Origin of the sequence: Variovorax stachyos (genome assembly GCF_051400855.1) — a bacterium.
In the GTDB taxonomy this organism is placed as follows: domain Bacteria; phylum Pseudomonadota; class Gammaproteobacteria; order Burkholderiales; family Burkholderiaceae_C; genus Variovorax.
Genome location: NZ_JBLFFN010000007.1, coordinates 105,488 through 130,939, shown reverse-complemented (window position 1 = coordinate 130,939; position 25,452 = coordinate 105,488). Strand labels below are relative to the sequence as shown.

Annotated in this window: 33 protein-coding genes; 29 read left to right on the top strand and 4 right to left on the bottom strand. The window is 66.2% G+C overall.

Annotation, left to right across the window (positions count from 1 at the left end):
• The first annotated feature begins 39 nt into the window (after positions 1–39).
• From ACMGEZ_RS14980 to ACMGEZ_RS14945, 8 genes are all read left to right on the top strand, one after another.
• Positions 40–882 carry a hypothetical protein gene (locus ACMGEZ_RS14980; protein ID WP_436823065.1) on the top strand — a complete coding sequence of 281 codons (843 nt, stop codon included), beginning with the start codon at positions 40–42 and terminating at the stop codon, positions 880–882.
• 23 nt (positions 883–905) lie between these two features.
• Complete coding sequence (locus ACMGEZ_RS14975; RefSeq protein ID WP_436823064.1) at positions 906–2,870, top strand: MFS transporter; 1,965 nt, start codon at positions 906–908, stop codon at positions 2,868–2,870.
• The gene (locus ACMGEZ_RS14970; RefSeq protein ID WP_436823063.1) at positions 2,870–3,523 is read left to right on the top strand and encodes a phosphatase PAP2 family protein; all 654 of its coding nucleotides are present in this window, start codon (positions 2,870–2,872) and stop codon (positions 3,521–3,523) included. Before ACMGEZ_RS14975 ends, ACMGEZ_RS14970 begins: the two co-directional genes overlap by 1 nt.
• 103 nt (positions 3,524–3,626) lie before the next feature.
• Entirely contained in the window at positions 3,627–4,112 is a 486-nt protein-coding gene (locus ACMGEZ_RS14965) for a YiaA/YiaB family inner membrane protein (RefSeq protein WP_436823062.1), read from the top strand.
• 41 nt (positions 4,113–4,153) lie between these two features.
• A complete protein-coding gene (locus ACMGEZ_RS14960; protein ID WP_436823061.1) occupies positions 4,154–4,612 on the top strand; it encodes a hypothetical protein in 459 nt (152 codons plus the stop codon).
• 83 nt (positions 4,613–4,695) lie between these two features.
• Positions 4,696–5,493: a DUF2145 domain-containing protein gene (locus tag ACMGEZ_RS14955; RefSeq protein ID WP_436823280.1), complete on the top strand. Its 798-nt coding sequence runs from the start codon at positions 4,696–4,698 to the stop codon at positions 5,491–5,493.
• Between the two features lie 50 nt (positions 5,494–5,543).
• Complete coding sequence (locus ACMGEZ_RS14950) at positions 5,544–7,010, top strand: FAD-binding oxidoreductase (RefSeq protein WP_436823060.1); 1,467 nt, start codon at positions 5,544–5,546, stop codon at positions 7,008–7,010.
• A 73-nt stretch (positions 7,011–7,083) separates the two neighbouring features.
• Positions 7,084–8,175 carry a serine endopeptidase gene (locus ACMGEZ_RS14945; protein ID WP_436823059.1) on the top strand — a complete coding sequence of 364 codons (1,092 nt, stop codon included), beginning with the start codon at positions 7,084–7,086 and terminating at the stop codon, positions 8,173–8,175.
• Here ACMGEZ_RS14945 and ACMGEZ_RS14940 read toward each other — a convergent pair.
• Positions 8,148–8,924 carry an SDR family NAD(P)-dependent oxidoreductase gene (locus tag ACMGEZ_RS14940; RefSeq protein ID WP_436823058.1) on the bottom strand — a complete coding sequence of 259 codons (777 nt, stop codon included), beginning with the start codon at positions 8,922–8,924 and terminating at the stop codon, positions 8,148–8,150. The genes ACMGEZ_RS14945 and ACMGEZ_RS14940 overlap by 28 nt on opposite strands.
• A 160-nt stretch (positions 8,925–9,084) precedes the next feature.
• Between ACMGEZ_RS14940 and ACMGEZ_RS14935 the strand changes: the two genes are divergently transcribed.
• A complete protein-coding gene (locus ACMGEZ_RS14935) occupies positions 9,085–9,504 on the top strand; it encodes a hypothetical protein (RefSeq protein WP_436823057.1) in 420 nt (139 codons plus the stop codon).
• A gap of 11 nt (positions 9,505–9,515) precedes the next feature.
• Here ACMGEZ_RS14935 and tgt read toward each other — a convergent pair whose 3' ends face one another.
• Positions 9,516–10,688, bottom strand: a complete 1,173-nt coding sequence (gene tgt, locus ACMGEZ_RS14930) for a tRNA guanosine(34) transglycosylase Tgt (RefSeq protein ID WP_436823056.1) — start codon at positions 10,686–10,688, stop codon at positions 9,516–9,518.
• Between the two features lie 14 nt (positions 10,689–10,702).
• Complete coding sequence (queA, locus tag ACMGEZ_RS14925) at positions 10,703–11,743, bottom strand: tRNA preQ1(34) S-adenosylmethionine ribosyltransferase-isomerase QueA (protein WP_436823055.1); 1,041 nt, start codon at positions 11,741–11,743, stop codon at positions 10,703–10,705.
• Positions 11,744–11,820: 77 nt separating this feature from the next.
• Here queA and recG point away from each other — a divergent pair, with 77 nt between their 5' ends.
• The 4 genes from recG (at position 11,821) to ubiA (ending at position 16,682) form a co-directional block, all read left to right on the top strand.
• Positions 11,821–13,929, top strand: a complete 2,109-nt coding sequence (gene recG / locus ACMGEZ_RS14920) for an ATP-dependent DNA helicase RecG (protein ID WP_436823054.1) — start codon at positions 11,821–11,823, stop codon at positions 13,927–13,929.
• A gap of 65 nt (positions 13,930–13,994) precedes the next feature.
• Positions 13,995–14,966 (top strand): LysR substrate-binding domain-containing protein, encoded by a 972-nt coding sequence (locus tag ACMGEZ_RS14915; protein ID WP_436823053.1) that lies wholly within the window; start codon positions 13,995–13,997, stop codon positions 14,964–14,966.
• A gap of 152 nt (positions 14,967–15,118) precedes the next feature.
• Positions 15,119–15,712, top strand: coding sequence for a Dps family protein (locus tag ACMGEZ_RS14910; RefSeq protein WP_436823052.1), 594 nt, complete (start codon positions 15,119–15,121; stop codon positions 15,710–15,712).
• A gap of 88 nt (positions 15,713–15,800) precedes the next feature.
• The gene (gene ubiA / locus ACMGEZ_RS14905; protein ID WP_436823051.1) at positions 15,801–16,682 is read left to right on the top strand and encodes a 4-hydroxybenzoate octaprenyltransferase; all 882 of its coding nucleotides are present in this window, start codon (positions 15,801–15,803) and stop codon (positions 16,680–16,682) included.
• An 18-nt stretch (positions 16,683–16,700) separates the two neighbouring features.
• Here ubiA and proC read toward each other — a convergent pair whose 3' ends face one another.
• On the bottom strand, positions 16,701–17,558 hold the full coding sequence (gene proC, locus ACMGEZ_RS14900; RefSeq protein WP_436823050.1) for a pyrroline-5-carboxylate reductase: 858 nt from the start codon (positions 17,556–17,558) through the stop codon (positions 16,701–16,703).
• Between the two features lie 449 nt (positions 17,559–18,007).
• Between proC and rplN the strand changes: the two genes are divergently transcribed.
• The 16 genes from rplN (at position 18,008) to rpsD (ending at position 25,393) form a co-directional block, all read left to right on the top strand.
• On the top strand, positions 18,008–18,376 hold the full coding sequence (rplN, locus tag ACMGEZ_RS14895; protein ID WP_068674584.1) for a 50S ribosomal protein L14: 369 nt from the start codon (positions 18,008–18,010) through the stop codon (positions 18,374–18,376).
• Between the two features lie 10 nt (positions 18,377–18,386).
• Positions 18,387–18,704: a 50S ribosomal protein L24 gene (gene rplX / locus ACMGEZ_RS14890; protein WP_162578314.1), complete on the top strand. Its 318-nt coding sequence runs from the start codon at positions 18,387–18,389 to the stop codon at positions 18,702–18,704.
• A gap of 11 nt (positions 18,705–18,715) precedes the next feature.
• The gene (rplE, locus tag ACMGEZ_RS14885; protein ID WP_436823049.1) at positions 18,716–19,255 is read left to right on the top strand and encodes a 50S ribosomal protein L5; all 540 of its coding nucleotides are present in this window, start codon (positions 18,716–18,718) and stop codon (positions 19,253–19,255) included.
• Between the two features lie 8 nt (positions 19,256–19,263).
• Entirely contained in the window at positions 19,264–19,569 is a 306-nt protein-coding gene (rpsN, locus tag ACMGEZ_RS14880; RefSeq protein ID WP_162572710.1) for a 30S ribosomal protein S14, read from the top strand.
• Between the two features lie 20 nt (positions 19,570–19,589).
• Positions 19,590–19,985 carry a 30S ribosomal protein S8 gene (gene rpsH, locus ACMGEZ_RS14875; RefSeq protein ID WP_162572711.1) on the top strand — a complete coding sequence of 132 codons (396 nt, stop codon included), beginning with the start codon at positions 19,590–19,592 and terminating at the stop codon, positions 19,983–19,985.
• Positions 19,986–20,010: 25 nt separating this feature from the next.
• Positions 20,011–20,544, top strand: coding sequence for a 50S ribosomal protein L6 (gene rplF, locus ACMGEZ_RS14870; RefSeq protein WP_436823048.1), 534 nt, complete (start codon positions 20,011–20,013; stop codon positions 20,542–20,544).
• A 14-nt stretch (positions 20,545–20,558) separates the two neighbouring features.
• A complete protein-coding gene (gene rplR, locus ACMGEZ_RS14865; protein WP_436823047.1) occupies positions 20,559–20,924 on the top strand; it encodes a 50S ribosomal protein L18 in 366 nt (121 codons plus the stop codon).
• A gap of 18 nt (positions 20,925–20,942) precedes the next feature.
• Positions 20,943–21,461 carry a 30S ribosomal protein S5 gene (gene rpsE / locus ACMGEZ_RS14860; protein WP_068674573.1) on the top strand — a complete coding sequence of 173 codons (519 nt, stop codon included), beginning with the start codon at positions 20,943–20,945 and terminating at the stop codon, positions 21,459–21,461.
• 14 nt (positions 21,462–21,475) lie between these two features.
• A complete protein-coding gene (gene rpmD / locus ACMGEZ_RS14855) occupies positions 21,476–21,661 on the top strand; it encodes a 50S ribosomal protein L30 (protein WP_057593150.1) in 186 nt (61 codons plus the stop codon).
• A gap of 24 nt (positions 21,662–21,685) precedes the next feature.
• Positions 21,686–22,117, top strand: a complete 432-nt coding sequence (gene rplO, locus ACMGEZ_RS14850; RefSeq protein ID WP_436823046.1) for a 50S ribosomal protein L15 — start codon at positions 21,686–21,688, stop codon at positions 22,115–22,117.
• A 22-nt stretch (positions 22,118–22,139) separates the two neighbouring features.
• The gene (gene secY / locus ACMGEZ_RS14845; protein ID WP_436823045.1) at positions 22,140–23,450 is read left to right on the top strand and encodes a preprotein translocase subunit SecY; all 1,311 of its coding nucleotides are present in this window, start codon (positions 22,140–22,142) and stop codon (positions 23,448–23,450) included.
• A gap of 12 nt (positions 23,451–23,462) precedes the next feature.
• Complete coding sequence (gene infA / locus ACMGEZ_RS14840) at positions 23,463–23,681, top strand: translation initiation factor IF-1 (RefSeq protein WP_010804116.1); 219 nt, start codon at positions 23,463–23,465, stop codon at positions 23,679–23,681.
• Positions 23,682–23,715: 34 nt separating this feature from the next.
• On the top strand, positions 23,716–23,829 hold the full coding sequence (gene rpmJ / locus ACMGEZ_RS14835; RefSeq protein WP_038201958.1) for a 50S ribosomal protein L36: 114 nt from the start codon (positions 23,716–23,718) through the stop codon (positions 23,827–23,829).
• Positions 23,830–23,852: 23 nt separating this feature from the next.
• The gene (gene rpsM, locus ACMGEZ_RS14830) at positions 23,853–24,218 is read left to right on the top strand and encodes a 30S ribosomal protein S13 (protein WP_019653977.1); all 366 of its coding nucleotides are present in this window, start codon (positions 23,853–23,855) and stop codon (positions 24,216–24,218) included.
• Between the two features lie 12 nt (positions 24,219–24,230).
• Positions 24,231–24,635 (top strand): 30S ribosomal protein S11, encoded by a 405-nt coding sequence (rpsK, locus tag ACMGEZ_RS14825; RefSeq protein ID WP_009124825.1) that lies wholly within the window; start codon positions 24,231–24,233, stop codon positions 24,633–24,635.
• Between the two features lie 134 nt (positions 24,636–24,769).
• The gene (rpsD, locus tag ACMGEZ_RS14820; protein ID WP_436823044.1) at positions 24,770–25,393 is read left to right on the top strand and encodes a 30S ribosomal protein S4; all 624 of its coding nucleotides are present in this window, start codon (positions 24,770–24,772) and stop codon (positions 25,391–25,393) included.
• Positions 25,394–25,452 lie beyond the last annotated feature (59 nt).

Below are 25,452 nucleotides of genomic sequence, written 5' to 3'. Positions count from 1 at the left end.
TACATTCCGCCGCACCGACATCCCACCCCCGGAGCCGCAATGTCCCAGTTGTCTCTTCTCTCCCATCGCGAACGTGCTCTCCTGCTCTTTTTCACCTTGCTCCTGCTGACCGGCCTGTTCGGTCCCGCGCTCGTCGCGCCAGGGATCGGCGGCGGGCCCTTTGCCGACGACCGCGGCTGGGCCGGACTGCCGCACGCTGTGGACGTGCTGAGCAATCTGCCGTTCGCGGCGCTCGGCGTCTGGGGCCTGCGCTGGCTGCACTGGCACGACAGGACGCACGAGCACGTGCAGGACGCGGCGCCGCACCATGCCGTGATCCAGCCCCCGGTGAACCTGCTCGACTGCGCCTGGATGTTCTTCGCCGGCCTGGTCATCACCGCCGCCGGCTCGGCCTTCTACCATCTGCAACCCGACGCGCTGCGCCTGGCGGCCGACCGTGCCGGGATGACGGTGGCCTTCGCCGGGTTGATCGGTTGCGCCGTCTGCGAGCGGGTCAGCGCGCGCGCCGGCTGGCCCGCCGCCTGGTTCGTGCTTGCCGCCGGACTGCTGGCGGTCGCGGTCTGCCAGGCCACGGACAACGTGCTTCCCTGGGCTCTGGTCCAGTTCGGCGGCATGTTGCTGGTGCTCGCGCTGGCGCTGGTCAGGCCCGCGAAGGGCGCCATCGGCCTGCGGCTGGGGTGGGTGATCTTCTTCTATGCGCTGGCCAAGCTGTTCGAGCTTGCGGACCATGCCATCTACGAGGCGACGCACCATCTGCTGGCCGGCCACAGCCTCAAGCACGTGACGGCGGCACTGGCCGCGCTGCCGGTGCTGCACGCGCTGCAGGCCATGGGCCGCGAGACGCTGCGGCACAATCCGGGCGCGGCCGCAGTGACGGCCTGAGGAGCCCGCCAGGGAGATTTCGAATGACGACATCCACCGATACCTCCCCGCTCGTCGGCGCGCCCGCGCCGAACCCCCACGCCAACCAGTTCTCCCTGCTTGGCCAGCGGCGCTTCGCGCCTTTCTTCTGGACCCAGTTCGCGGGGGCAGCGAACGACAACCTGTTCAAGTTCGCCTTCACCGTCATGGTGACCTACCAGCTGCAGCTCGGCTGGATGCCGCCGGCCATGGCGGGCTTGGTCATCGGCGCGCTGTTCATCCTGCCCTTCCTGCTGTTCTCGGCCACGGCCGGGCAGCTCACCGACAAGTACGACAAGACGAAGATGATCCGCTTCGTCAAGAACCTCGAGATCGCGATCATGGTGCTGGCCGCATGGGGCTTCATGCGTGCCGATGCGGTGCTGCTGCTGGGTTGCGTATTCCTGATGGGGCTCCACTCGACGCTCTTCGGCCCGGTCAAGTTCGCCTACCTGCCGCAGGTGCTCGATGCGCGCGAGCTCACCGGCGGCAACGGCATGGTCGAGATGGGCACCTTCGTCGCCATCCTGCTTGGGCAGGTCGCCGGCGGCCTGCTGGTCGCGCTGCCAGGCATCGGGCATACCACGGTGGCAGTGGCCTGCCTGCTGCTGGCGGTGGTCGGGCGGGCAACGGCTCAGGCCATTCCACCTGCGCCCGCGACCGACCCCGGCCTGGCAATCAATTGGAATCCGGTGAGCGAGACGTGGCGCAATCTGCGGCTCGCGCACGGCAACGTGGTGGTGTTCCGTTCGCTGCTGGGCATCTCGTGGATGTGGTTCTTCGGCGCTGTCTTCCTGAGCCAGTTCCCGAGCTTCGCCAAGGAGGTGCTGCATGGCAACGAGCAGGTTGCCTCGCTGCTGCTGGTGGTGTTCTCGGTCGGCATCGGCATCGGCTCGCTGCTGTGCGAGACGCTGAGCCGCCGTCAGGTGGAAATCGGCCTGGTGCCGCTGGGCGCCATCGGCATGAGCGTGTTCGCCGTCGACCTCTACTTCGCCGCGCGCAACCTGCCGCCCGCTGCCGGGATGGGCTTGCAGGGCTTCGTGGCCCAGGCGCCGCACTGGCGCGTGATGGCCGACCTGGGCCTGCTATCGCTCTTCGCCGGCCTGTACAGTGTGCCGATGTACGCGCTGATCCAGCTGCGCAGCCAGCCTACGCACCGGGCACGCATCATTGCGGCCAACAACATCCTCAATGCGCTCTTCATGATCGCCAGCGCCGTGATCGCGGGGGCGCTGCTCAAGGCCGGCTTCACCATCCCGCAGATCTTCCTGTTGACGGGCATCGCCAATGCGGTGGTGGCCTTCTACATCTTCATGCTGGTGCCGGAATACCTGCTGCGCTTCGTCGCCTGGGTGCTGACGCGCCTGGTCTATCGCTTCGAGGTGAAGGGCGAGGAGCACATCCCGGCCGAGGGCCCCGCCGTGCTGGTCTGCAACCATGTGAGCTTCATCGACGCGGTGCTGCTCATGGCTGCCAGCCCGCGGCCGATCCGCTTCATCATGGACCACCGCATCTTTCGCGTGCCGGTGCTCGGCTGGCTGTTCCGTTTGGTCAAGGCCATTCCGATTGCGCCGCAGAAGGAAAATCCGGCCGCCTACGAGGGGGCCTTCGCCAGCGCGGTGCAGGTGCTGCGCGAGGGCGACCTGCTCGCCATCTTCCCCGAAGGCGCAATCACGCGCGACGGCACGCTGCAGCCTTTCAAGGGCGGCGTGATGAAGATCCTGGAAGATGCCCGCGCCCAGGGCGTCGACGCGCCGGTAGTCCCGATGGCGCTGACCAATCTCTGGGGCTCCTACTTCAGCCGCATCGAGGTTCGCGACGGCGAGCGCGTGGCGATGGTGCGTCCCTTCCGGCGCGGCTTCTTCAGCCGGGTCGGGCTCCATGTCGGCAGCGCGATGGCGCGCGCCGAGGTGCAGCCCGAATCCCTGCAGCGGCGCGTGAGCGGCCTGCTGGGGAGCCAGCCGGCCTGATGCTGTCCCTTCCCGACGACTTCTGGTATTGGATTACCTGGTTCGGTGACAGCGGCTTCCTGCTGCCGGTCGCGGCCTGGATTGCCGTGTGGCTGGGCGTGCGCACCGTCACGCGGCCGATCGCCTGGCGCTGGCTCGCGCTCTTCGGCTCGGCCGGCGTCCTCGTGGCAGCCTCGAAGATCGCCTTCATGGGCTGGGGCATCGGCAACGCCATGCTCAACTTCACCGGCATCAGCGGGCACACCATGCTCTCGGCCAGCATCTGGCCAGTCGCGTTCTGGCTGGTCGCCGCGCACTGGCAGCCGCGCGTGCGCGCCGCCGCCGCTGCGCTCGGCTGGGTCTTTGCCGCGCTCATCGGTCTGTCGAGGCTGGCGATCTATGCCCACTCCAAATCGGAAGTGGCGGCCGGCTTCCTGCTTGGTGCCGCCGTCAGCGCATTCTTCCTCTGGGGCCAGCATCACCGGCCGCTGCGGCTGCACTGGGTCTTGCTGCTGATCAGCATCGCGTCGCCGCTGCTGTTTCTTCGCCCCGGCACCCCGGCACCCACGCACGACGCATTGGGAATGATCGCCGTGCGGCTGGCGGGCACCGAGCGGCCCTACACGCGCGACGACCTGCTGCGGCGCCGCCAGCAGCGCATCGGTACCGATTGACGATACCGGTGGCGGCCAGATCCGCCACTGGTGCAGGAATTTGCGCCCCGCGGTGAACGCGCGAACCATCATTCGCGCACCTTCACTACGCCGCGAGGCATTCATGCAACCCTCTACCTCCATCGTCTCCATCCAGCGCGACACCCGCGCCTGGCAAGTCCAGGTCTGGATCTCCTTCGGGCTGGCCGTGTTCCTCTGCGCGACCGGCCTCGGCTGGCTGCCGGGACAGGCGCTGGACCGGGCGTTCATGGTGATGGGCTACGTGTTCTGCCTGTCGGCCGCCTTCGTGCTCGCCAAGTTCGTGCGCGACAACCAGCGCGGCGCGACGCCCGGCGCCGGCGACACGCCGATGTGGAAGCTCGTGGTCTGGGGCGGCTTCTTCACCGCCATGGGCCTGACCGGCTGGGGCCTGCTGCGCATGGAGATCGGCGAGACCTACAAGGCCTTCCTCGGCGTGAGCTGGCTGTTCCTGATCAGCAGTGCCTTCACCCTGGCCAAGACCCTGCGCGACCGCCACGAAGCCGACATCGCCGAAGCGCGCCTGCAGGGCCGCCGCGAAGCCCGCGCCGAAGCGGATCGAGGCGAATGAGCGCGCCGCCCCTTTCATTCCACGTTTCCGGAGAACACATCATGAAGAAGTCCCTCATTGCGGCGTTGATCGCGGCGTGTGCCGCGCTGGCGGGCGCCGCCGCCCCCCTGCAGGCTCATGCGCAGAGCGAAGCCTCGGCCGCGCTGTCGATGCTGCCGGTGGCCTCGGTGGTCGGGACCGCCTCGCTGGCGGGCAGCGCTGCGAGCGCGGCGGTGGCCGTGCCGGCGGCGCTGTCGGTGGCCGGGGCGGCGCTCACGGTGGTGGCGGTCGAGGCGTCGGTGGACGGCACCGTCTATCTGCTGGAGCGCGCATCCGACGGCGCCCGCGCCAGCGTCAAGGTGCTGGGTCGCACCGTGCATGGCAGCGCGGTCGTGGTCGGCACCGTGGTCACGGTCAGCGTGATCGGCACGGGCGTCGTGCTGTCGGCGGCCGGCGAGGTGCTGGCCTTCGTGCCCAACGCCATCGGCCGCGCGCTGCTCTACAACGAGAGGCTGTCGTGAAACGCATCCCCACCAACTTCGGCAGCTACGAGGCCGAATACCGTGGCAGCGTGTCGTCCACGCGGCGTGGGCTGCGGGCGGTGATGCACCTGCTGGCGGCCGCGGTGGCGGTGGTGCTGGCGGGTCTCTTCCTGTTCCCGCTCAACGCGCACGCCGGCCGGTCCTGCGAGGACCACAGGTTGAGCGCGGCTTCGATCATCAAGGGCATGGAGCTCGCGCAGCGCACCGCGCAGCAACTCGATGCCAGCGGCGCGCAAGTGGTGCTGCTGGCGCGAGCGGGGCAGGACCTTGGCAAGTACGGGCTGCGCTACTCCCACATGGGCCTGGCCTACAGGACCGAGGCAGGGGCCTGGCGCGTGGTGCACAAGCTCAACCAGTGCAACACCGCGACCGCGGCGATCTACCGCCAGGGGCTGGGCGAGTTCTTCCTCGACGACCTCTGGCGCCACGAAGCCGCCTGGGTGGTGCCGACGCCCGCCGTGCAGGCGCAACTGCGGGCGGCGCTCGAGGAACCGCCCTCGCGCGTCACACGGCTGCACACGGTGCCCTACAGCATCGTGAGCTATGCCTGGGGCGACAGGTACCAGCAATCGAACCAGTGGGCCATCGAGACGCTCGCCGCGGCGATGGAGCCGGCGACGATCCGTACGCGCGGGCAGGCCCAGGCATGGCTGAAGTTCAAGGGCTACGAGCCCACCACGCTCAAGCTCGGGCCGTTGACGCGTCTTGGGGGCCGCGCCAGCGCGGCCAACGTGGCCTTCGACGACCATCCCAACGAGAAGCGATTTTCCGACCGCATCGAGACCGTGACGGTCGACTCGGTCTTCGCCTGGCTGCCCCGGGCTGGCCTCGGCACGGCGCCGGTGATGCTGCGCCTATGAGACGCACGGCCCCTCCGAAGGCGAATGGCACCGGAGCCGAAGGTCTTCGAGTGAGTCCACTGCTGGGCATGCATGCCGGAGGCAGCGTGCAGGCCGCCGAGGTCTTGGTGTCGCGCCGGACCGTGCTCGCGACGGCGCTGGCCGGTGCCGGCCTGCTGCTGGTCCCGGCCCGCGACATCCATGCCGCAGCGCGGTGCCTGGTCGAGAACGTCACGGGACTCTACGCGGTGGAGGTCGGGCGTGTGGTGCGGCCGCGCTCGCGCGAAGCGGTTCGCGAGGCGATCCTCCAATGGCCCGGACGGATTGCGGTCGGCGGCGGCCGCTATTCGATGGGCGGACAGGTGGCGATCGCCGGCGGCCTGCATCTCGACATGCGCGAGATGAACGGGCTGGTGTGGCTGCGTCCCGACGCGAAGGCGGTGCGCGTGCAGGCTGGCATGCGCTGGCGCGAGTTGCAGGATCACATCGATGCGCATCAGCTGTCGGTGCGGACCATGCAGAGCTACGCCAACTTCACCATCGGCGGCTCCGTGTCGGTGAACGCGCATGGCCGCTATGTCGGCCATGGGCCGCTTGGACATTCCGTGCGGGCGCTCCAGCTGGTGCTGGCCGACGGCGAGATCGTCGAGGCCGATCGCCGGACGCGGCCCGAGCTCTTTCGCGCTGCGATCGGCGGCTACGGCGCTGTCGGCGTGATCACGGAGGTGGAGCTCGCGCTGGACGACAACGTGAGAATCGAGCGCTCCGTCACGACCCTGCCTTTGGCGGACTATCCGGCCTGGTTCGAGCGCGAAGTGAAATCCGCCGATGGCTGCTTGCTGCACAACGCAGATCTGATGCCGCCCGATTTCGACAAGCCCGTGGCTGTGAGCTGGCTTCGCTCCAGCAAGCCGTTGACCGTGTCGGCGCGGCTGGTGCCGCGTGACCGGCGCTATGTGTTCGAGCAAGGCCTCATCTGGGCCATGACCGAGCTTCCGAACGGCGACGCGCTGCAGCGCAGATACGTCCGGCCCCTGATCTTCGAAGGGCCGGAGGTGGTCTGGCGCAACCACGAGGCGAGCCTGGACCTTCGTTCGCTGGAGCCGGCGAGCCGGCGGACGTCCACCTATGCACTCCAGGAGTATTTCGTTCCGACGCGGCACTTCCTTGTCTTTGCGACCGAGATGGCCAGGATCATCCGGGAGCATCGGGCCAAGGTGCTCAACGTGTCGATCCGGCATTCGCCGCCGGACGAGGTGTCGCTCCTCCCGTGGGCGCGCGAGGAAGTGTTTTCATTCGTCGTTTACTACAAGCAGCGCGCCCACCCCCAGGCGCTGGAGGACGCCGCTCGCTGGACCCGGGCGATGATCGATGCTGCCTTGAAATGCGATGGAACCTACTACCTGCCCTACCAGTTGCATGCGACCCGGGCGCAATTTGCCGTCGCCTATCCGCAGGCGGACGCGTTCCGCGCCGTGAAGCGAGACGTCGATCCCACGGGGCGCCTGAGCAACACGCTGTGGCAGCGATACCTTTGACTACGCGCGCCGCGCCTTGCAGGCGCGATGCACCATGGCAGCGATCTTTTGACGAAAAACCGGAGATGTCGAGATGAGCAGTAAATCCCTGCGCCTGTCGGAGAAGTGGTTCCGCCGCGGCCTGTGGGTGGTAGCGCTGGTGTTCGCAAGCTTCCTGATCGGGTTGGGCAGCACCATCGTGGGCGACTTGCCGCGGGTCGAACGCACGCTGACGCTCGACGACTTTATCGACCGCCCGGCGGCCGAGCCGCTGCGCCAGACCATCCGGGCCAGCCAGCGTACGGAGCAGGAGTCCACGCGCGAACGCGAGCAGGCCGAGCTCGCGCTGCTCGCCGCACAGCAAGCCAGCCGCGCGGCGCGCGAGACCTTCGGCAACTGGCTGGCCACGTGGCGCGTGACCGCGCAGCCCGACCAGGACAGCGAGCTGATCGCACGCACCAAGGCCCTCGACGCGCTGAAGGCCAAGGAAGACGAGGCGCAGCGCGCCGTCGGGACACAGCGGCAGATTGCGCTCGACGCCCGCCAGGCGCGCCAGGCCGCGCAGGAGAAGCTCGCGGCCCTGGAGGAGACGGCGCGCAAGGCGCTCGAGGCGGAGAACCGACGCGTCGAGCTGCGCGTGTTCGCCTACCGTCTGGCGCTCACCCTGCCGCTGCTGGTGGTCGCAGGCTGGCTGTTCGCGAAGAAGCGCAAGAGCACCTGGTGGCCCTTCGTCTGGGGCTTCATCTTTTTCGCGCTGTTCGCCTTCTTCGTCGAGCTCGTGCCCTATCTGCCGAGCTACGGCGGCTATGTGCGCTACGCGGTGGGCATCGTGCTCACCGTGCTGGTGGGGCGCTACGCGATCATCGCGCTCAACCGCTACCTCGCACGCCAGAAGCTGGCCGAGGCGCAGCCCGACACGGTGCGGCGCAACGAGCTGAGCTACGACACCGCGCTGGCACGGCTTGCCAAGAGCGTCTGTCCGGGTTGCGAACGGCCTGTGGATCTCAAGAACACCGAGATCGACTTTTGCCCGCACTGCGGCATCGGCCTGTTCGACCACTGCCGTGCGTGCAAGGCGCGCAAGAGCGCCTTCTCGCGCTTTTGTCATGCCTGCGGGACCGTCGCAGGATTGCCGCCGAGCGACGGTCTGCCGCCGCTTCAGGTCCAGCCGGCGTCCACCACGTAGTCCTGCGCGCTGCACATCCTCGAATCGTCGGCCGCGAGGAAGAGCGCCATGCTGGCGATGTCCCGGGCCATCACGCGGCCGGGCAGGCACTGCGCGGCGTCGATCTGGGCTTCGGACTCCGGCTTGACCCACAGCTTGAGCTGGCGCTCGGTCATCACCCAGCCCGGCACGATGGAGTTGACGCGGATGTTGGCCTTGCCGAGGTCGCGTGCCAGCGAGCGGGTGAGGCCGCGCGCGGCGGCCTTGCAGGCCTGGTAGACCGGATAGCCGGCGCCCTTGATCATCCAGCTGATCGAGCCGAAGTTGATGATCGAGCCGCCGCCTGCCGCGCGCATGTCTTCCGCCACGGCCTGCGCAGCGAAGAACTGGTGCTTGAAGTTGACCGCCACCAGCGCATCGAAATCCTCGCTCGTGACGTCGGCCATGTCGTGGCGCCGGTCGTTGGCGGCATTGTTGAGCAGCACGCGGATCGGCCCGAAGCGCGCGCGCGTCGCGGCAATGGCCGCCTGCAGTGCGGCGACATCGGTGACGTCGCACTCCTGGAACAGCACCCTGTTGTCGCCCTGCAGCGTGGCCGCCAGTGCGTTGCCCGCAGTTGCATCGATGTCGCAGAAGCCGACGTGAGCGCCTTGCGCATGGAAGGCGCGTACCAGAGCTTCGCCGATACCGGTGGCGCCGCCTGAAATGAAGACGCTGCGCCCGGCGAGCGACGGATAGCGCGCCGAATAGAAGGAATCCGTTGCCGTCATGATCAAGATCTCCGTGCGGTGGAAGGTCTGCCGCGGCGTGCGCGGCACGGTGATTCTCTATGCCGACGCCGGTGCGCGCCAGCCGTCGACGCACAAGACTCGCTCGTGCGGCGTATGGCTTATGTCGTGTTCCCGCGCGTGGGGCTTGTGGCTACGCTCGATGCCTCCGATCCAACGCACCGCAGCCATGTTCAGCCAGTTCTTTCGCCGCCACGCCGCCGCCGGCTTGTATCTTGCCTCCTTCGTCGCCGCCCTGCTGTCGGCGGCAAGCCTGGTCGCCAACGCGCAAGAGCCCGGCGGCATGCGTCTCTTCAAGGTGGTCTCGCCACGCGACGACATCGTTGTCGGCATCGAGGCAGTGCAGCTGGGCTCGGGCAGCACGCCCGAGGTGCAGCGCTTCGCAGCCCTGCTGCAGGACAAGAGCCCTCTGACGGTTTGGCAGTACGCCTCCCGGAAAGACGAGACCGGCGCATTGGTGCAAGCGCCTCTGCGGCAGCTGGCCCTGTTCAAGAACGAGCTGCTGCGGGTCGAGCCCTACAGCACGCCGCTGGCCATCAAGACGCCGGGCGCCGCGAAGTAGTACGCCTTGTTTCAGATCCCGCGCGCGCGGTCGGCCTTGAACTGCGCACGGAACTCCGAATAGCGGCCCCCGTCGAGCGCCATCCGGATCTCGCGCATCAGGTTGAGGTAGTAATGCAGGTTGTGGATGGTCGTGAGCATCGGCCCGAGCATCTCGCCGCAGCGGTCCAGGTGATGCAGGTAGGCGCGGCTGAAGCCCTCGCGCCCGCCCTCGTTCCACGACACGCCCGAGGCGCCCGCGCAGGCATGGCAGTTGCAACTCGGATCGATGGGCTGGGGGTCGTTCTTGTGGCGCGCGTTGCGCATCTTCAGATCGCCGAATCGAGTGAAGAGGGTGCCGTTGCGCGCATTGCGCGTGGGCATCACGCAGTCGAACATGTCGACGCCGTGGGCCACGCCTTCCACCAGGTCTTCGGGCGTGCCGACGCCCATCAGGTAGCGCGGCTTGTGGGAGGGCAGCCGGTGCGGCGTGTGCGCCATGATGCGCAGCATCTCCTCCTTGGGCTCGCCCACGCTGACGCCGCCGATGGCATAACCGGGGAAGTCGAACTCCACCAGCTGCGCCAGCGACTCTTCGCGCAGGTTCTCGTACATGCCGCCCTGCACGATGCCGAAGAGCGCGTTGGGGTTCTCCAGCCGCGCGAATTCGGCCTGGCAGCGCCGCGCCCAGCGCAGGCTCAGCTCCATGGATGAGCGCGCCTCGGCCTCGGTCGTGATGTGGCCGTTGGTGTCGTAGGGCGTGCACTCGTCGAACTGCATGACGATGTCGCTGTTGAGGATGGTCTGGATCTGCATCGAGACTTCGGGCGTGAGGAAGAGCTTGTCGCCGTTGACCGGCGAGGCGAACTTCACGCCTTCCTCGCTGATCTTGCGCATTGCGCCCAGCGACCAGACCTGGAAGCCGCCCGAGTCGGTGAGGATGGGCTTGTGCCATTTCTCGAACTGATGCAGGCCGCCGAAGCTGGCCATCACGTCCAGGCCCGGGCGCATCCAGAGGTGGAAGGTGTTGCCCAGGATGATCTGCGCGCCCATCTCCTCGAGGCTGCGCGGCATCACGCCCTTGACGGTGCCGTAGGTGCCCACGGGCATGAAGATCGGCGTCTGCACCACGCCGTGATTGAGGGTGAGCGTGCCGCGGCGTGCGTGGCTGTCGGGGTCGGTGGCGAGGAGTTCGAAATTCAGCATGCGTCGTCTCTTGATCAGGTCGCCCGGGCCAGCAGCATCGCGTCGCCGTAGCTGAAGAAGCGGTAGCGCGCGCGGATCGCGTGGGCATAGAGCGCCATCACGCGCTCGTGGCCGGCGAAGGCGCTCACCAGCATCATGAGCGTGCTCTTGGGCAGGTGGAAGTTGGTGACGAGCAGGTCCACGTGGGCGAAGACGAAGCCCGGCGTGATGAAGATGCGGGTGTCGCCGCTGGCTTCGCCGCTCGTGGCCCACGACTCGAGGGTGCGCACGGTGGTCGTGCCGACCGCGACGATGCGGCTGCCGCGCGCCTTGGTGTCGGCGATCGCGTGCTGGGTCGCCTCGGGCACCTCGTAGCGCTCGGCATGCATCTGGTGCTCGGCGATGTTCTCGGTCTTGACGGGCTGAAAGGTGCCGGCGCCCACGTGCAACGTGACGCTGGCGCGTTGGACACCGCGCGCCTCCAACTCGCCGAGCAGGGCCTCGTCGAAGTGCAGGGCCGCCGTTGGCGCCGCCACCGCGCCGGGGACGCGGGCGAACACGGTCTGGTAGCGGCGCTCGTCCTCCTGCGAATCGGCGTGCTCGATGTAGGGAGGCAAGGGCACGTGGCCGCAGCGCGCCATCAGCGCATAAGGGTCCTCGCCCGTAGGGCTGTCGAAGCGCAAGCGGAACAGCGGGCCGTGCTCGTCGGGCCAGCGGCCCAGCAGCATTGCCTGGAAGCCGCCCGCCATGGCCAGCACGGTGCCGATCGGTGGCTTCTTGCTGACCTTCATGTGGGCCACGACCTCGTGGTCCTGCAGCACGCGCTCCACCAGCAGCTCGAGCTTGCCGCCGGTCGGCTTCTCGCCGAACAGGCGCGCCTTGACGACGCGGGTGTCGTTGAAGACCAGGAGGTCGCCCGCGCGCAGCAGCGAGGGCAGGTCCTTGAAGATGCGATCGGCGGGTGCGCTCGCCGTGCCGTCGAGCAGGCGCGAGGCGCTGCGTTCGGCTGCGGGATGCTGGGCCACCAGTTCGGGCGGCAGATCGAAATCGAAATCGGAAAGCGTGAAGGCGCGCATGAGTCTTGAGGGCCGGACGGGCCCGTGCCAAGGAGGCGAAGGGGGAGGGGAGCCGGAGAGGCGGGCAGAATTGTCCCATGCCCGCCGCCGCCAAGTCCCTGCCACCGGAAAAGCCCGCACAGCCGGCGGCGCCCGGCACCGGCCCGAGTGCGGTGCAGCGCGCGCTGCGCAAGCTGGGGCTGGTGCGCGACATCGACTTCGCGCTCTACCTGCCGATGCGCTACGAGGACGAGACCCGCATCGTTCGCCTGGCCGATACGCGCGATGGCGACATGGCGCAGATCGAGGCGGTGGTGACCGATAGCGAGGTGGTCTTTCGCCCGCGCCGCCAGCTGATCGTGTCCGTGGACGACGGCAGCGACACCTGCCAATTGCGCTTCTTCAATTTCTATCCCTCTCAGCAGAAGCAGCTGGCGGTGGGCGCACGGGTGCGCGTGCGCGGCGAAGTGCGGGGTGGCTTCGTCGGGCGGCAGATGATGCATCCGAACGTCAAGGCGGCGGGCACGGAGTTGCCTCAGGCGCTCACGCCGGTGTATTCGACGATCGCGGGTCTGCCCCAGCCCGTGCTGCGGCGCGAGGTGCGCTCCGGCCTGGCGCGCGCGATGCTCGACGAGACCGTTCCGGCAGCCCACGCGCCGGATGGAGCCTGGGAGCTGCGGCGCGCGCTCCATTTCCTGCACTACCCGGCGCCCGACGTCGCAATGGCCACGCTGGAGGATCACAGCCACCCGGCATGGCAGCGGCTGAAGGCCGACGAGTTGCTGGCGCAGCAGCTGTCGCAGCTGCAGGCGCGGCGTGCCCGCGCCGTGCAGCGGGCGCCGGCGCTGGTGGCGGTGGCGGCCAAAGATTCGCTGGTCGACGCGCTGCGGGCCGCCTTGCCCTTCGCCCTGACCGGAGCCCAGCGGCGCGTGGTGGAAGAGATCGCCCGCGACCTGGCGCGCGAGGTGCCGATGCACCGGCTGCTGCAGGGTGACGTGGGCTCCGGCAAGACCGTCGTCGCGGCGCTTGCCGCCGCGCGCTGCATCGACGCCGGCCACCAGTGCGCGCTCATGGCGCCCACCGAGATCCTGGCTGCCCAGCATTTCGGCAAGCTGGTCGGGTGGCTCGATCCGCTGCTGGCCGAACGAGGCCTGCGGGTGGCCTGGCTCACCGGCAGCCAGAAGAAGAAGGAACGGGACGCGATGTCGGCCGCCGCCGAGAACGGCGAGGCCGCGCTGGTGATCGGCACGCATGCGGTGATCTCGGAGAAGGTGCGCTTTCGCCGGCTGGCGCTGGCGATCATCGACGAGCAGCACCGCTTCGGCGTGGCGCAGCGGCTGGCCCTGCGAGGCAAGGCCGGCGGGCACCTGGAACCTCATCTGCTGATGATGAGCGCTACCCCGATCCCGCGCACCCTGGCGATGAGCTACTACGCCGACCTCGACGTCTCCACCCTCGATGAGCTGCCGCCGGGCCGCACGCCCATCGTCACCAAGCTGGTGGCCGAGCACCGGCGCGACGAGGTCGTCGACCGCATCCGCGTCCAACTCGAGCAGGGCCGGCAGGTCTACTGGGTTTGTCCCCTGATCGAGGAAAGCGAGGCCGTCGACCTGCGCAACGCGACCGAGACGCGCGACGAGCTCGCAGCGGCGCTGGGGGACCAGGTCGGCGTCGGCCTCCTGCATTCGCGCATGCCGACGGCCGAGAAACAGGCGGTGATGGACAGCTTCACCGCCAACCGGCTGCAGGTGCTGGTCAGCACCACCGTGATCGAGGTCGGCGTCGACGTTCCCAATGCCTCGCTGATGGTGATCGAGCATGCCGAGCGTTTCGGGCTCTCGCAGCTGCACCAGCTGCGTGGCCGGGTGGGCCGCGGCGCGGCGGCTTCGGCCTGCGTGCTGCTCTACGCGCCGAACGAGGGCGGCCGGGTCGGGGAGGCGGCCCGGGCGCGGCTCAAGGCCATGGCCGAGACCAGCGACGGCTTCGAGATCGCGCGGCGCGACCTCGACATCCGCGGCCCCGGGGAATTCCTGGGCGCGCGCCAATCGGGGGCGCCGCTGCTGCGCTTCGCGGACCTCAGCACCGACGTCCTGCTCCTCGACTGGGCCCGCGCGCTGGCCCCGCGCATGCTGGACGAGTATCCCGAGCTGGCCGACAAGCATGTCGACCGCTGGCTGGGCAGCAAGGCCGAATACCTCAAAGCTTGAATGCGGGTCAATGCGCGATGCCCCCGGGACGCTTCGGGAGCTCTTGCGCATAATTGACGAAAGCTATGACCCTCACGGAACTCAAATACATCGTTGCGGTGGCGCGCGAGCGGCATTTCGGCAAGGCGGCCGAAGCCTGCTACGTCTCGCAGCCCACCCTCTCGGTCGCGATCAAGAAGCTGGAGGACGAGCTCGAGGTCAAGCTCTTCGAGCGCAGCGCCGGCGAGGTCACGGTCACGCCGTTGGGCGAGCAGATCGTGCAGCAGGCGCAGAGCGTGCTCGACCAGGCCGCCAGCATCAAGGAGATCGCCAAGCGGGGGAAAGACCCGCTGTCGGGGCCGCTCAACCTGGGTGTCATCTACACCATCGGCCCCTACCTGCTGCCCGACCTGGTGCGCCAGAACATCGCACGCACGCCGCAGATGCCGCTGGTGCTGCAGGAGAACTTCACCGTCAAGCTGCTGGAGATGCTGCGCGCCGGCGAGATCGACTGCGCGATCATGGCCGAGCCCTTCCCGGATACCGGGCTCGCTGTGGCGCAGCTCTACGATGAGCCCTTCATGGCGGCCGTTCCCGTCCACCATCCGCTGGCCGAACGCGACTCCGTGAGCTCCGACGAGCTCAAAAAAGAGACCATGCTGCTGCTCGGCACGGGCCACTGCTTTCGCGACCATGTGCTCGAGGTCTGCCCGGAGTTCGCGCGTTTCTCGAGCGATGCCGAGGGCATCCGCAAGAGCTTCGAAGGCTCCTCGCTGGAGACCATCAAGCACATGGTGGCGGCGGGCATGGGCGTGACGCTGGTGCCGCGCCTGTCGGTGCCGGCCGATGCGCTCAAGCCGCGCGCCGCGAAGGGGCGCGGCAGGGAGCCCGAGCAGATCGTGCGCTACCTGCCGGTGCGCGACATCCAGGGCGGCGAGCCGCCAACGCGCCGCGTGGTGCTGGCCTGGCGCCGCAGCTTCACGCGCTACGAGGCCATCGCGGCGCTGCGAAACGCGATCTACGCCTGCGAGCTGCCGGGCGTCAAGCGGCTCTCGTAGCTGCCGCTATGGCCCGAAAGTCGGGTCATCGGCCTACGCTTTTCGCACAGACGCCGACGCAATCGCTGCGATAGAGTGCGGCTGTTGCGAAGCCGGCCCTCGGCTTCTAAAGTTTCCTCCAGTTCAACCATCTCGAAGAAAGAACTTTCGCCATGGCCAAAGTCGACAAGAAAGCCAAATTCGCCGTCGCCGACACACCTGTCGCTTCCGTCGGCAAGGTTCCCAAGAAGGGCGGAACGCTGGTGGCGCAGGAATCTGGCGGCCGCAATGCGCCGATCATCAATATCGGCATCGAGCGTGAGGACCGTGCCGCCATTGCCGAAGGCCTGAGCCGCGTGCTGGCGGACACCTACACGCTCTATCTCACGACGCACAATTTCCACTGGAACGTGACGGGCCCGCACTTCAACTCGCTGCATGCGATGTTCATGGAACAGTACACGGAGCTGTGGGGCGCCACCGACGTCATCGCGGAGCGCATCCGCGCGCTGGGCCACTATGCGCCGGGTTCGTATGCCGAGTTCAGCAAGATCGCGACCGTGCCCGACGTTCCCAGGGATCCGCCCAAGGCGATGGAGATGGTGCGCATTCTGGTCAAGGGCCACGAGACGGTCTCGCGCATCGCGCGCGAGTTCATCCCCGTGGCCGAGGAGGCGGGCGACGACCCGACTGCCGACATGCTGACCGCCCGCTGCACCGTGCACGACCAGACGGCCTGGATGCTGCGTTCGCTGCTCGAAGACTGAGCTGAAGTCAGGCCTGGCCGAGTCGCTCCGGGCACGGGAAGGTCCGTTCGTGCCGCCTTCTTCCGTCGCGGTGGCGCAAAATCGCGGGATGTCCGCATCCACCGCCATTGCTCCCCGCGGTCGCCTCTCGCTCTACCTGGACCTGATCCGCTGGAACCGACCAGCCGGCTGGCTGCTGCTGCTGTGGCCTTCGCTCGCGGCGCTCTGGTTTGCGGCCGATGGCTTTCCCGGCTGGCACCTGCTCACTGTCTTCGTGCTCGGCACCATCCTCATGCGCAGCGCCGGCTGCTGCGTCAACGATGTTGCCGACCGCGATTTCGACCGGCACGTCAAGCGCACCGCGCAGCGGCCGGTCACCAGCGGCGCGCTGTCCGTCGCCGAGGCGCTGGCCGTGGGGGCCGTGCTCGCACTGGCCGCTTTCGCGTTGGTGCTCACGACCAACCGTGCGACGGTGCTGTGGTCCTTCGCGGCGCTGGCTGTCACGCTGGTCTATCCCTTTGCCAAACGCTTCATGTCCATCCCGCAGGCGGTCCTGGGCATCGCGTTCAGTTTCGGCATTCCTATGGCCTTTGCGGCGGTGCAGTCCTCGGTACCGGCCTTCGCCTGGTGGCTGTTGGCGGGAAACCTGTTCTGGGTGCTGGCCTACGACACCGAGTACGCGATGGTCGACCGCGACGACGATCTCAAGATCGGGATGAAGACCTCGGCCATCACGTTCGGGCGCTTCGATGTGATCGCGGTCATGGCGAGCTATGCAATCTATCTCGGCATCTGGGCCGCCGCCGGTACGAGCCGCCAGCTCGCTCCGGTCTTTTACGCCGGCATTGCCTTGGCGGCGGCGCAGGCGCTGTGGCACTGGCGGCTGATACGGGAGCGCAGCCGGGACGGTTGCTTCAAGGCTTTCCGGCTCAACCATTGGCTGGGCTTCACCGTGTTCGCAGGCGTCGTGGCCGGCTATCTGCTGCGCTGAAGCGGGAGGGCCGCGGTCTCAGCCGCGGCCGAACTCCTCGGCCAGTTCTGCCGCACGCTGGTGGGCGGCGCGGATCGCAGTCTTGAATTTCGCCTTGACTTCGGATTTCTCGAGCGAGGTGATTGCGGCGTAGGTGGTCCCGCCCTTGGAGGTCACGCGCTCGCGGAGCACGGCGGGCGGCTCGCTCGAATCGTTCGCCAGGGCCGAGGCGCCGGTGAAGGTGCCGACGGCCAACCGGTAGGCCTGCTCGGGCGTGAGACCCAGCTCGGCGCCGGCCTCGGTCATGGCTTCGATGAAGTAGAACACGTAGGCGGGTCCCGAGCCGGACACCGCGGTGACCGCATCGAGCGCGCTCTCGGCGCCCACCCAGAGCAGCTCGCCGGTGGCTTCCAGCACTTGCTCGACCTGCTTGCGCCCAGCCTGCTCGACGGCCGGCCGCGCGAACAGGCCGGTCATGCCCTTTCCGACCAGCGCCGGCGTATTTGGCATGGCGCGCACGACCTGCTCGGTGCCGAGCCAGCGCGCGATGCTGTCGGAGGGGATGCCGGCGGCGACGCTGAGATGCAGCGCGTCCTTGGCCAGTCCCCGGACGGCCTGCGCGGCCTCCGCAAAACTCTGCGGCTTGACGGCCCAGACCAGCACCCCGCAGCGCTCGAGCGCCGCGCCCGCCTCGGCCTGGGCCGTGATGCCGAACTCGTTCCGCAGCCGCTCGCGCGCCTCGGCCGCGGGCTCCACGACCTCGAAGGTTGCCAGCGGTACCTGTCGCTTGACGAGCCCGCCGATGATGGCGCTGGCCATGTTTCCGCCGCCGATGAAGCCGATCGGGGGAAGGGGTGCCCGCTCCTGGCGGGGCAGGAAGGTGACGGCGATGTTCATGATCTGTCCATGGAATTCGAAGCCGGCGAACCGGGAGTCTGCAGCGGATTGAAATTGTCGCCGCTCGCCGTCATCGAGAAAAATAGCTGACCGGCTCGTGGGCTCCGAGCTCAGACCGGGAAGTGGACATCGTGCCCAGATCTAGATCTGGTCGACTATTGCGCGAATGCGGCCACTCACATCAACCGCTCGCGCTTGGTCCCGCGAGGCGCGGTCTCCCCAGGGCTGGGGCGGCGGAATCTGCCGCGCGCAGAGGCGATTGACAGCCAAGCACCTGCGTGCCACAATCGCGGGCTTCGCTTTTCAAAAGGCGAAAAACAGCGATAGAGCTTCTGCCCAACGGAGATGCACCGAAGTGGTTTCGATGCATGGACGACGGGCCCAAGACTGACTGCTAGCTGCTTCCGGTGTTCGGGGGTGGCGATCGGTACAAGTTGGGAATACACGAAATGATCCAAACTGAATCCCGGCTCGATGTGGCCGACAACACGGGCGCGAAATCCGTCCTGTGTATCAAGGTGCTCGGTGGCTCCAAGCGGCGTTATGCCAGCGTGGGCGACGTCATCAAGGTCAGCATCAAGGAAGCCGCTCCGCGTGGTCGCGTCAAGAAGGGCGAGATCTACAGCGCTGTGGTGGTCCGTACCGCCAAGGGCATCCGTCGCGCCGACGGCTCGCTCGTGAAGTTCGACGGCAACGCCGCCGTTCTGCTCAACGCCAAGCTGGAGCCCATCGGCACCCGCATCTTCGGACCGGTCACGCGCGAGCTGCGTACCGAGAAGTTCATGAAGATCGTGTCGCTGGCTCCCGAAGTTCTGTAAGGACAACGCCATGAACAAGATTCGCAAGGGCGACCAGGTCATCGTGCTGGCCGGGCGCGACAAGGGCAAGCGCGGCACGGTGTCGCTGCGCAAGGACGACTCGCACCTGATCGTCGACGGTATCAACCTGGTCAAGAAGCACACCAAGCCGAACCCGCTCAAGGGCACGACCGGTGGCATCGTCGAGAAGGCCATGCCGATTCACCAATCCAACGTGGCGATCTTCAATGCCGCGACCGGCAAGGCCGATCGCGTGGGCATCAAGGTCACGGACGGCAAGCGCGTGCGCGTCTTCAAGTCCAGCGGCGAAGAAATCAAGGCCGCCTAAGGGGTACTCACATGGCACGTCTCCAACAACACTACCGCGAAAAGATCGCGAAGGACTTGACCGAAAAGTTCGGCTACAAGTCGCCGATGCAGGTCCCGCGCCTGAGCAAGATCACGCTCAACATGGGCGTGGGCGAAGCAGTCGCAGACAAGAAGGTGCTCGACAACGCAGTCGCCGACCTGACCAAGATTGCCGGCCAGAAGCCCGTGGTTACCAAGTCGAAGAAGGCTATCGCCGGCTTCAAGATCCGCGAGAACCAGCCGATCGGCTGCATGGTCACGCTGCGCGGCGTCCAGATGTATGAGTTCCTGGATCGGTTCGTGACCGTTGCGTTGCCGCGAGTGCGCGACTTCCGCGGCATTTCCGGCCGTGCTTTCGACGGTCGCGGAAACTACAACATCGGCGTGAAAGAGCAGATCATCTTTCCTGAGATCGAGTACGACAAGGTGGACGCCTTGCGTGGTCTCAATATCAGCATCACGACCACGGCCAAGACCGACGAGGAAGCCAAGGCGCTGCTCGCAGGCTTCCGTTTCCCGTTCAAGAACTGAGGTGACTTGTGGCTAAAGTAGCTTTGATCGAGCGCGAGCTCAAGCGAGAAAAACTGGTCGCAAAGTACGCCGCCAAGCACGCGGAACTGAAGGCGATCGCCAACGACGCGAAGAAGAGCGACGAAGAGCGCGCAGCTGCCCGTCTGGGCCTGCAGAAGCTCCCGCGCAACGCTAACCCGACGCGCCAGCGCAACCGCTGCGAAATTACCGGCCGTCCGCGCGGCACCTTCCGTCAGTTCGGTCTGGCTCGCGCCAAGATTCGCGAGCTGGCCTTCAGCGGTGACATTCCCGGTGTCACCAAGGCCAGCTGGTAAGCCAGGCAGGAGCAAACAACATGAGCATGAGTGATCCCATTGCCGACCTGCTGACGCGTATCCGCAACGCGCAGATGGTGGCGAAGCCCACGGTGTCGGTCCCGTCTTCGAAAGTGAAGATCGCGATCGCACAGGTGCTGAAGGACGAGGGCTACATCGACGGCTTCCAGGTCAAGACCGAAGCCGGCAAGAGCGAACTCGAAATCGCGCTGAAGTACTACGCCGGCCGTCCGGTCATCGAGCGTATCGAGCGCGTGAGCCGTCCCGGCCTGCGCGTCTACAAGGCCAGCGCCGCGATCCCGCAGGTGCAGAACGGCCTGGGCGTCGCCATCGTCACCACCCCCAAGGGCGTGATGACCGACCGCAAGGCTCGCGCCAGCGGCGTCGGCGGCGAAGTGCTGTGCTACGTCGCCTGACCGAGACATCGAGGAGAACACTGAAATGTCCCGAGTAGGAAAAATGCCGGTTGCCATCCCCCAAGACGTGGATGTGGCGATCAAGGAAGACCAGATCAGCGTCAAAGGCAAGGGCGGTACGCTCAGCCTGCCGCTGAATGCGCTGGTCAACATCGTCAACAAGGACGGTAAGCTGAGCTTCGAGCCCGCCAACGAATCGCGTGACGCCAATGCGATGAGCGGTACGGTGCGCCAGCTGGTGAACAACATGGTGGTCGGTGTGACCAAGGGCTTCGAGAAGAAGCTGAACCTGGTCGGAGTGGGTTACAAAGCCCAGGCGCAAGGCGCCAAGCTCAATCTGCAGGTCGGCTATTCGCACCCGGTCGACAAGCTGATGCCCGAAGGCATCACTGTGGCAACTCCCACCCCGACCGAAGTCGTCATCAAGGGAGCCGACCGCCAGCGCGTCGGCCAGGTGGCCGCTGAGATCCGAGCTGTTCGTCCGCCCGAGCCCTACAAGGGCAAGGGCATCCGTTATGCGGACGAGAAGATCGTGATCAAAGAGACCAAGAAGAAATAAGGGGCAGCAAAATGATGTTGACCAAGAAAGCACAGCGTCTTCGCCGCTCGCGCCAGACCCGCATCCGCATTGCGACGCAAGGTGTGGCACGCCTGACGGTGAACCGCACCAACCTGCACATCTATGCCACCGTCATCTCCGACGATGGCACCAAGGTGATCGCCTCCGCCTCGACGGCGGAAGCCGAAGTGCGCAGCTCGCTGGGTGGTTCCGGCAAGGGCGGCAACACCGCTGCAGCCACGATCATCGGCAAGCGCATCGCCGAAAAGGCAAAGGCCGCCGGTGTCGAGAAGGTCGCCTTCGACCGCGCCGGTTTCGCCTATCACGGCCGCGTCAAGGCGCTGGCCGATGCGGCCCGCGAAGCCGGCCTGCAGTTCTAACCGGACACGAGATTCAACATGGCAAAGATTCAGGCAAGAACGCAAAGCGAAGGGCCCGAAGACGGTCTGCGCGAGAAGATGATCGCGATCAACCGCGTCACCAAGGTGGTGAAGGGTGGTCGTATCCTCGGTTTCGCAGCACTCACCGTTGTCGGTGACGGCGACGGCCGCGTCGGCATGGGCAAGGGCAAGTCGAAGGAAGTGCCGGCCGCAGTGCAGAAGGCGATGGAAGAAGCGCGTCGCAATCTCGCGAAGATCTCGATCAAGAACGGCACGCTGCACCATCGTGTGACCGGCCATTGGGGCGCCGCCTCGGTGGTCATGATCCCTGCGCCGAAGGGTACCGGCATCATCGCCGGCGGCCCTATGCGCGCAGTGTTCGAAGTGATGGGCATCACCGACATCGTGGCCAAGAGCCACGGTTCATCGAACCCATACAACATGGTCCGTGCCACGCTGGACGGTCTGCGCAATTCGACGACTGCTTCGGAAGTCGCAGCCAAGCGCGGCCTGACCGTCGAGCAACTCTTCGCCTGAACGGGAGCATCGACATGACGACGCAACAACAAACGCTCAAGGTGCAACTGGTCAAGAGCCCGATTGGCACCAAGCAATCGCATCGCGACACCGTGCGCGGACTGGGCCTGCGCAAGCTCAACAGTGTGAGCGAGCTGCAGGACACGCCCGCGGTGCGCGGCATGATCAACAAGATCAGTTATCTGGTCAAAGTGCTCTAAACAGAGTCGCTGAGAGAGACGCATATGGAACTCAATGGCATCAAGCCGGCAGCGGGCGCCAAGCACGCCAAGCGCCGCGTCGGCCGCGGCATCGGCTCCGGCCTGGGCAAGACCGCGGGTCGCGGTCATAAGGGTCAGAAGTCCCGCGCGGGCGGCTTCCACAAGGTGGGCTTCGAAGGCGGCCAGATGCCGCTGCAGCGCCGCTTGCCCAAGCGCGGCTTCAAATCGCAATCGCTCAAGTACAACGCGGAAGTGACCCTGACGGCGCTCGAGAAGCTGGGCTTGGCCGAAGTGGACCTGCTGGCGCTCAAGCAAGCGGGCCTGGTGGGCCAGATTGCCAAGGTGGTGAAGGTCATCAAGTCGGGTGAGCTGACCAAGGCCGTGAAGCTGACGGGTATCGGCGCGACTGCCGGTGCCAAGGCCGCCATCGAAGCGGTCGGCGGCAGCGTGGCCTGATCGCAAACGAAAGAAGGTCATAGTGGCAACGAACGCGGCGACGCTCGCAAAGACAGGCAAGTTCGGCGACCTGCGTCGCCGGCTGGTCTTCTTGCTGCTCGCCCTCGTGGTCTACCGCATCGGAGCGCACATTCCGGTGCCGGGCATCAACCCGGACCAACTGGCGCAGCTGTTCCAGGGTCAACAGGGCGGCATCCTGAGCCTGTTCAACATGTTCTCGGGCGGGGCGCTGTCGCGCTTCACCGTGTTCGCGCTGGGCATCATGCCGTACATCTCCGCGTCGATCATCATGCAGTTGATGACCTACGTGGTGCCGACCTTCGAGCAGCTGAAAAAGGAAGGCGAGGCCGGCCGGCGCAAGATCACGCAGTACACCCGCTATGGGACGCTGGGTCTCGCGCTCTTCCAGTCTTTCAGCATCGCGGTGGCGCTGGAATCTTCGGCAGGGCTGGTGATCTCGCCCGGCTTCGGCTTCCGCATCACGGCGATGGTCAGCCTGACGGCGGGCTCGATGTTCCTGATGTGGCTTGGCGAGCAGATCACCGAGCGAGGCCTGGGTAACGGGATCTCGATCCTGATCTTCGCCGGCATCGCAGCCGGTCTGCCCAGCGCGATCGGTGGCCTCCTCGAACTGGTGCGTACCGGTGCCATGAACGTGCTCGTCGCGCTGTTCATCGTTGCGGTGGTGATCCTGGTCACCTACTTCGTGGTGTTCGTGGAACGCGGTCAGCGAAAGATCCTGGTGAACTATGCGCGGCGGCAGGTCGGCAACAAAGTCTACGGTGGGCAGTCCTCGCATCTGCCGCTGAAGCTCAACATGGCTGGCGTGATCCCGCCGATCTTCGCCTCGTCGATCATCCTGCTGCCGACCACGGTGGTGAGCTGGTTCAGCACCGGCGACAGCATGCGCTGGATCAAGGACATCGCGGGCGCGCTGACGCCGGGGCAACCAATCTACGTGTTGCTCTATGCGGCCGCCATCGTGTTCTTCTGCTTCTTCTACACGGCGCTTGTGTTCAACAGCCGCGAGACCGCCGACAACCTGAAGAAGAGCGGCGCATTCATCCCGGGCATTCGCCCAGGGGATCAGACTGCGCGCTACATCGACAAGATCCTGGTTCGTCTGACGCTGGCAGGCGCGGTGTACATCACCTTCGTCTGCCTGCTGCCGGAGTTCCTGATCCTGAAATACAACGTGCCGTTCTATTTTGGCGGCACCTCTCTGCTGATCATCGTGGTGGTCACGATGGACTTCATGGCCCAAGTGCAGAACTACATGATGTCGCAGCAGTACGAATCCCTGCTAAAGAAAGCCAATTTCAAGACTTCCTAGCAGGCGAGCGAGATGTCGAAGGACGATGTCATCCAGATGCAGGGTGAGGTTCTGGAGAACCTTCCGAATGCAACCTTCCGGGTCAAGCTGGAAAATGGACACGTCGTGCTGGGACATATTTCCGGAAAGATGCGGATGCACTACATCCGCATCCTTCCAGGTGACAAGGTCACCGTCGAGTTGACGCCCTATGACTTGAGCCGGGCGCGCATTGTGTTTAGGGCGAAGTGAGTCGCCGGGTTGAACAGAGTTTTAGGAGAGTGAAATGAGAGTTTCGGCTTCGGTCAAGACCATTTGCCGCAATTGCAAGATCATCCGCCGCAAAGGTGTTGTGCGCGTGATCTGCACCGACCCGCGCCACAAGCAGCGCCAGGGTTGAGCTAGAGATTTAAGAGGACGCACATGGCACGTATTGCTGGCATCAACATTCCGCCGCACAAGCACGCTGAAATCGGCCTGACCGCCATCTTCGGCATCGGACGCACCCGCGCCCGCAAGATCTGCGAAGCGAGCGGCATTGAGTATTCGAAGAAGATCAAGGATCTGACCGACGCCGATCTCGAGAAGATCCGCGATCAGATCGCGCTCTTCACTATCGAGGGCGACCTGCGCCGCGAAACGACGATGAACATCAAGCGCTTGATGGACATCGGTTGCTACCGCGGCTTCCGTCACCGTCGCGGCCTGCCGATGCGCGGCCAGCGCACGCGCACCAACGCCCGCACCCGCAAGGGTCCGCGCAAGGCCGCGCAGTCCCTGAAGAAGTAAGGATAAACAAGCATGGCTAAAGCTCCTGCCAACAACGCCGCACAGCGCGTTCGCAAGAAGGTCCGCAAGAACGTGGCGGACGGCATCGCGCACGTGCACGCCTCGTTCAACAACACGATCATCACGATCACCGATCGCCAGGGCAACGCTCTGTCGTGGGCGTCGTCGGGTGGCCAGGGCTTCAAGGGCTCGCGTAAATCGACGCCCTTCGCTGCGCAGGTTGCTTCGGAAGTTGCCGGCCGCGCTGCGGTGGAACAAGGTATCAAGAACCTCGACGTCGAGATCAAGGGCCCGGGCCCCGGTCGCGAGTCCTCGGTGCGCGCGCTGGCCGCGCTGGGCATTCGCATCAACTCGATCGCCGATGTGACGCCGGTTCCTCACAACGGCTGCCGTCCGCAAAAGCGCCGCCGCATCTGAGCGAAGGCGTTCTGCGCAGTCAGCTTTCGGGCCGGCTGCGCGTTTGTTTTTGTTTTTCAACAAGCCCACCGCCATCAGCACGCCGCTGATGGCTCCCGCAGACCTCTGCGGCAGATGACACAAAGGAAGATCAAGTGGCACGTTACCTCGGCCCCAAGGCCAAACTTTCCCGCCGCGAAGGCACCGACCTGTTCCTGAAGAGCGCTCGTCGCTCCATCCAGGACAAGGCCAAGTTCGACTCCAAGCCCGGCCAGCATGGCCGCACATCGGGTCAGCGCACCTCCGACTTCGGTCTGCAGCTTCGCGAAAAGCAGAAGGTCAAGCGCATGTACGGTGTGCTTGAGAAGCAGTTCCGCCGCTACTTCGAGGAAGCCGATCGCCGCCGCGGCAACACTGGCGCCAACCTGCTGTTCCTGCTCGAGTCGCGCCTTGACAACGTGGTCTATCGCATGGGTTTTGGCTCCACGCGCGCCGAGGCACGTCAGCTGGTCTCCCACAAGGCGATCACGGTCAATGGCCAGTCGGTCAACATCCCGTCGTACCTGGTCAAGACGGGTGATGTGATCGCAGTGCGCGACAAGTCGAAGAAGCAGAACCGCATCGTCGAGGCACTGCAGCTGGCCCAGCAGGTCGGCATTCCGGCCTGGGTCGAAGTGAACATCGACAAAGCCGAAGGCACCTTCAAGAAGGTGCCTGATCGCGACGAATTCGGGGCCGACATCAACGAATCGCTGATCGTCGAGCTGTATTCGAGGTAACAGGCGATAACGTGCCGCCTTTCGCGGCCCGAACTTTTGATTCTTGTTCCCTGTCGCGG

Excerpts from the sequence above, each read along its gene's own strand:
- rpmJ (WP_038201958.1), top strand. The coding sequence starts at position 23,716 with ATGAGAGTTTCGGCTTCGGTCAAGACCATTTGCCGCAATTGCAAGATC.
- ACMGEZ_RS14940 (WP_436823058.1), bottom strand. The coding sequence starts at position 8,924 with ATGACGGCAACGGATTCCTTCTATTCGGCGCGCTATCCGTCGCTCGCC.
- ACMGEZ_RS14955 (WP_436823280.1), top strand. The coding sequence starts at position 4,696 with ATGCACCTGCTGGCGGCCGCGGTGGCGGTGGTGCTGGCGGGTCTCTTC.
- ACMGEZ_RS14945 (WP_436823059.1), top strand. The coding sequence starts at position 7,084 with ATGAGCAGTAAATCCCTGCGCCTGTCGGAGAAGTGGTTCCGCCGCGGC.
- queA (WP_436823055.1), bottom strand. The coding sequence starts at position 11,743 with ATGCGCGCCTTCACGCTTTCCGATTTCGATTTCGATCTGCCGCCCGAA.
- ACMGEZ_RS14980 (WP_436823065.1), top strand. The coding sequence starts at position 40 with ATGTCCCAGTTGTCTCTTCTCTCCCATCGCGAACGTGCTCTCCTGCTC.
- rplF (WP_436823048.1), top strand. The coding sequence starts at position 20,011 with ATGTCCCGAGTAGGAAAAATGCCGGTTGCCATCCCCCAAGACGTGGAT.
- ACMGEZ_RS14915 (WP_436823053.1), top strand. The coding sequence starts at position 13,995 with ATGACCCTCACGGAACTCAAATACATCGTTGCGGTGGCGCGCGAGCGG.
- ACMGEZ_RS14910 (WP_436823052.1), top strand. The coding sequence starts at position 15,119 with ATGGCCAAAGTCGACAAGAAAGCCAAATTCGCCGTCGCCGACACACCT.
- ACMGEZ_RS14975 (WP_436823064.1), top strand. The coding sequence starts at position 906 with ATGACGACATCCACCGATACCTCCCCGCTCGTCGGCGCGCCCGCGCCG.
- rpsK (WP_009124825.1), top strand. The coding sequence starts at position 24,231 with ATGGCTAAAGCTCCTGCCAACAACGCCGCACAGCGCGTTCGCAAGAAG.
- rplR (WP_436823047.1), top strand. The coding sequence starts at position 20,559 with ATGTTGACCAAGAAAGCACAGCGTCTTCGCCGCTCGCGCCAGACCCGC.
- ACMGEZ_RS14960 (WP_436823061.1), top strand. The coding sequence starts at position 4,154 with ATGAAGAAGTCCCTCATTGCGGCGTTGATCGCGGCGTGTGCCGCGCTG.
- ubiA (WP_436823051.1), top strand. The coding sequence starts at position 15,801 with ATGTCCGCATCCACCGCCATTGCTCCCCGCGGTCGCCTCTCGCTCTAC.
- rpmD (WP_057593150.1), top strand. The coding sequence starts at position 21,476 with ATGACGACGCAACAACAAACGCTCAAGGTGCAACTGGTCAAGAGCCCG.
- rplO (WP_436823046.1), top strand. The coding sequence starts at position 21,686 with ATGGAACTCAATGGCATCAAGCCGGCAGCGGGCGCCAAGCACGCCAAG.
- rplN (WP_068674584.1), top strand. The coding sequence starts at position 18,008 with ATGATCCAAACTGAATCCCGGCTCGATGTGGCCGACAACACGGGCGCG.
- ACMGEZ_RS14935 (WP_436823057.1), top strand. The coding sequence starts at position 9,085 with ATGCCTCCGATCCAACGCACCGCAGCCATGTTCAGCCAGTTCTTTCGC.
- ACMGEZ_RS14970 (WP_436823063.1), top strand. The coding sequence starts at position 2,870 with ATGCTGTCCCTTCCCGACGACTTCTGGTATTGGATTACCTGGTTCGGT.
- ACMGEZ_RS14965 (WP_436823062.1), top strand. The coding sequence starts at position 3,627 with ATGCAACCCTCTACCTCCATCGTCTCCATCCAGCGCGACACCCGCGCC.
- rpsE (WP_068674573.1), top strand. The coding sequence starts at position 20,943 with ATGGCAAAGATTCAGGCAAGAACGCAAAGCGAAGGGCCCGAAGACGGT.
- rplX (WP_162578314.1), top strand. The coding sequence starts at position 18,387 with ATGAACAAGATTCGCAAGGGCGACCAGGTCATCGTGCTGGCCGGGCGC.
- tgt (WP_436823056.1), bottom strand. The coding sequence starts at position 10,688 with ATGCTGAATTTCGAACTCCTCGCCACCGACCCCGACAGCCACGCACGC.
- recG (WP_436823054.1), top strand. The coding sequence starts at position 11,821 with ATGCCCGCCGCCGCCAAGTCCCTGCCACCGGAAAAGCCCGCACAGCCG.
- proC (WP_436823050.1), bottom strand. The coding sequence starts at position 17,558 with ATGAACATCGCCGTCACCTTCCTGCCCCGCCAGGAGCGGGCACCCCTT.
- rplE (WP_436823049.1), top strand. The coding sequence starts at position 18,716 with ATGGCACGTCTCCAACAACACTACCGCGAAAAGATCGCGAAGGACTTG.
- rpsH (WP_162572711.1), top strand. The coding sequence starts at position 19,590 with ATGAGCATGAGTGATCCCATTGCCGACCTGCTGACGCGTATCCGCAAC.
- rpsM (WP_019653977.1), top strand. The coding sequence starts at position 23,853 with ATGGCACGTATTGCTGGCATCAACATTCCGCCGCACAAGCACGCTGAA.
- infA (WP_010804116.1), top strand. The coding sequence starts at position 23,463 with ATGTCGAAGGACGATGTCATCCAGATGCAGGGTGAGGTTCTGGAGAAC.